Origin of the sequence: Nocardia asiatica NBRC 100129, from assembly GCF_000308415.1 — a bacterium.
Lineage (GTDB): Bacteria > Actinomycetota > Actinomycetes > Mycobacteriales > Mycobacteriaceae > Nocardia > Nocardia asiatica.
Genome location: NZ_BAFS01000378.1, coordinates 1 through 3,911 on the forward strand (window position 1 = coordinate 1; position 3,911 = coordinate 3,911).

The following is a 3,911-nucleotide window of genomic DNA, read 5'->3' on the forward strand; positions in this document are numbered from 1 at the left end:
GCTATTCGCATCTGATGCAAGATCTACGCATTAAAGGGACCGGGAGGCTGGGTGCAGAAGGGCGTGCTTGGCCCCGGTGCTGCGGGCCTCGAGTTGGTCGACGGCGTTGCCTTTCTGCATCCCGAAGAGACCGTCTTCGAAGCGATGATTCGCGGGTGGGAACGCCAGCAGCGAGGCGGACGTCGCTTGCAACCCAAGACAATTCACTCACGAGCACAGGTCGTGCGGCGGTTCCACACCTACACCAACGAGTACCCATGGAACTGGACCGCGGCGCACTTCGACGAGTGGATGGCCTACCTGGTCAGCGAACTCGGCCGCGCGGAATCGACCATCCGCAACTATCAGGGCGCGGTCCGGGGCTTCACCGAATACCTCACCAACCCCGCATACGGCTGGGAATACGAGTGCCAGAAGCGATTCGAGACTCACCTGATCCAAATCGTCCACGAGTGGAACAGCGTCGCTCACCTCCTGGATTACGAGGGCTCGCCGGACCGGCGACCGTTCACCCGTGATGAGCTGCAACGGTTCTTCGACTACGCGGACGAGCAGGTCGATCGCGCCGCGAAGTCGGGCAGGAAGGGCGCCCTGGCCGCCTACCGCGATGCAACCTTGTTCAAGACGATCTACGCGTGGGGCCTTCGCCGAACTGAGGCGTCCCGCATGGACACCGTCGACTTCTACCGCAACGCCAACGCCCGCGAACTGGGAAAATACGGGATGCTGCAAGTCAGGCACGGAAAACGCACCCGCGGATCACCACCGAAGCGCCGCGAGGTCCCAACGCTGATGCCGTGGATCGTTCCGGTCATCGACGACTACCTGGTCAACATCCGGCCGAGATTCGGAATCCCGGAACACCCTGCGATCTGGTTGACCGAGCGGGGCGGGCGAGTACGGCCGGCCGACATCAACGACCGCTTCGCCCAGTATCGGGACGCGCTCGGATTGCCAGCAGAGCTGACCCCACATTGCCTCCGACACTCCTGGGTCACCCATTTGATCGAGGACGGCGCCGACCCGAAACTCATCCAGGCCGCAGCGGGACACGAATTCCAGTCCACCACAGCGATTTACACAGCGGTCAGCGGTGACTTCATGAATTCAATGATGCGTCAGGCCCTGGACCGGGCCTTCGAGAAGGAGTTGTCATGACCGCCAAGTTGGACTACCGCTGGAACCTCCGGCAGGTGATGGCGACCCGAGAGATGTTTTCGACTACGGCGCTGCGGCCGATGCTCGCCGAGCGAGGGATCAGTCTGTCACCGAGCCAGGTCTATCGCCTGGTCGCCGAGCGACCGGAGCGTCTGAGCCTGAAAGTGCTCGTCGCCTTGATGGACATCCTGGACTGTTCGATGGAAGACCTGATCGAACCGATCGCGGTCGGCATAGCTGCCCGGCCCCGCAAAGCAGCATCCGGCAGCGGCACCGAGACCGGCGTGGGCTCGTTCCGCCCGAAGCCGGCCCGGATCACCCGCTGAATCCGGACGAGGACGGGTCAGATGGAGCACCGATCACCCTTGGACACCCAACTGCTCCAGCTGGTCGCTGACGTCGAACCGGCCATGGCGGCCGAGACCGTGCTCGCCGCGGCACGCACGGCCGCGTCGATCAGGGCCAAACAGCTGCGCATCGTCCAAGCACTCACCGAACGCCCGGACCTGCTGACCTGCGGCAGACCGGACGGCCCTGTCGCGGTCGACCACTTCATCCACGCCCTCATCGCCGCCGGCGCCGCACACGTGGTCGCACCGCGCTGCCCGGACTGCGAGAAACCCAACAAGCTCTCCGAGCGCGCGGACAACACGCGAATCTGTTTGCCCTGCAAGCAGAAGAGAAAGCGACCGAAGGCCGAATGCGCGAACTGCAAAGCCTTCCGCTGGCTCCAATACCATGACCGGCAAGGCCGGAGGGTCTGCCGAGATTGCCGACCCGGCCGCGACGTCGACGCCGTCGCTCTGCTCGCCGCACAGTTGCGGGAGCTGGAGCCGGAAATGGACCGCGACATCATGAACGCGGCGATCACCAAGGTCTCCAAGCTGCCCAACCATCTGCTCAAGCTCTCCTGGGAGATCGAAGACCGCCCCGGTCTGCTGACCGGCGAGGCGGCATCCGGTTCGCCATTCCTCATCCGCCTGATCACCGAATTGCGCCGAGCCGGTGCACGTCACGTGGTGCTGCCGCCCTGTCCGGTCTGCAACCAAGACCTCGCGCTCACCAATCGCCTCGACGGCCAGCGCGTCTGCAACCCCTGCTACAAGAAGGCTGAGCCGAAGAAGACCTGCACCCGCTGCGGCCGTGAGCGGCTCGTGGTCGGCCGCACCTCCGAGGGAAAGCCGTTGTGTCAGTACTGCCATCGGAACGTCGGGCTTCTCCACGAGGAATGCACCACCTGCCACAGACACCGGTTCATCGTCCAGCGCCACGGCACCGAGCAGCTCTGCAACATCTGCTACCGACTCCCGCTGGCCCTCTGCGGCCGCTGCGGCCACTACCGCAACTGTTTGGGAGTCGCTGCCGGACATCCCGTTTGCGAGTCATGCTCACACAAGAAATGGCCCTGCGTTCGATGCGGCAAGACTCTCCAGATCGCCGCCCGGGGCCCAGACGGCCGTCTCTGCCACACCTGCTACGAGAAGGACCCCATCTCGTTCCGCACCTGCACCGAATGCGGAACCGTCGATCGGCTCTACCACTACGGGCTCTGCCCACGCTGCGCTCTCGCCCGCCAACTCGATCAACTCTTCCGCGGTCCCGACGCCGTCGACCGCCCAGAGCTCGATGCCCTGCACCAAGTTCTGCTCAACGCCACCTCTCCCAACCAGATCCTCCAATGGCTCAGCAGGTCCGCCTCCGCCCAGCTACTGAGCGACATCGCCGCTGGAACCTGCCCACTCACCCATGAGGAATTCGACCGGCGGCTCTCCCGGAATGCCAGCCGACACCTCCGCGGGATCCTGGCCACCGCAGGCATTCTCAAACCCCGCGACGAATACCTCGCCGACCTCCAAGCATGGATCGACAAGGCGTTGACCACCGTCGACAACCCCGAACAACGGAAATTACTGCGCCGCTTCGTCACCTGGCACCATCTCAGCCGACTGCGTCGACTGCTCGGCGACGACAAATTCGCTCAACGAGCACAAGTCGATGCGATCCGCGTCAGCCTCCGAGCTGCAATCGCCCTGCTTCGCTGGCTCGACGAGCAGGACTTGACCTTGGCCAGCTGTCAGCAGGCCGACATCGACCGCTGGATCACCGAGGGCTCGAGCACCCGCTACCAGGCCCGCGGATTCGTCCAATGGTCAGTTCAGAAACACCACGCCCACCAAATCGAGATCCCCGAATACCGGAAGACCAAGCAAACGGTTCCGCTGGATGCCGAACGCCGATGGGCCCTGGCCCGCCAACTCCTCAACAACCGAACCATCCATATCGGGGACCGCGTCGCTGGCCTGTTCACACTGCTCTACGCCCAATCCGTCACCAACATCGTCCGCCTCACCATGACCGACGTCACCGTCACGACCACCGAGACCCACATCAACTTCGGCCCCAAGCCGCTGAACCTGCCCCCAGAGCTGGCTCAGCTCCTCCACGAACACATCAAGACCCGCAGCGCCCGATCAGTCGTCAACCGAGCCGGAGAATCGCCCTGGCTCTTCCCCGGTGTCGACCCAGCCCGACACCTGAGCCCGAACCACCTCGGCCACCGCCTCAAGAAGATCGGAATCTTCTCGCGACCAGGCCGACACGCCGCCCTTCTCGACTTCGCCACCCAGATGCCCGCCGCAGTCTTCGCCGACCTCCTCGGCGTCAGCCCGTCCGCAGCCGACCGCTGGGTCGATCGTTCGGGAGCCTCCTGGGCCAAATACGCCGCAGTCGTTCAACGACGGGCTCCGCAGTGA

General features: G+C 64.3%; 3 protein-coding genes. All 3 read left to right on the forward strand.

The annotated features are described in order from the left end of the window. Positions 1-144 precede the first annotated feature (144 nt). The 3 genes from ON27_RS29645 to ON27_RS29655 are packed head-to-tail and all read left to right on the forward strand — an operon-like array spanning position 145 to position 3,911. On the forward strand, positions 145-1,158 hold the full coding sequence (locus tag ON27_RS29645; RefSeq protein WP_083887875.1) for a tyrosine-type recombinase/integrase: 1,014 nt from the start codon (positions 145-147) through the stop codon (positions 1,156-1,158). Further along, positions 1,155-1,484, forward strand: a complete 330-nt coding sequence (locus tag ON27_RS29650) for a helix-turn-helix domain-containing protein (RefSeq protein ID WP_043734997.1) — start codon at positions 1,155-1,157, stop codon at positions 1,482-1,484. Before ON27_RS29645 ends, ON27_RS29650 begins: the two co-directional genes overlap by 4 nt. A 21-nt stretch (positions 1,485-1,505) precedes the next feature. Continuing rightward, entirely contained in the window at positions 1,506-3,911 is a 2,406-nt protein-coding gene (locus ON27_RS29655; protein WP_157227396.1) for a CHASE3 domain-containing protein, read from the forward strand.

Coding starts and splice junctions, on each gene's coding strand:
- ON27_RS29645 (WP_083887875.1), top strand. CDS start 145: ATGATTCGCGGGTGGGAACGCCAGCAGCGAGGCGGACGTCGCTTGCAA.
- ON27_RS29655 (WP_157227396.1), top strand. CDS start 1,506: ATGGAGCACCGATCACCCTTGGACACCCAACTGCTCCAGCTGGTCGCT.
- ON27_RS29650 (WP_043734997.1), top strand. CDS start 1,155: ATGACCGCCAAGTTGGACTACCGCTGGAACCTCCGGCAGGTGATGGCG.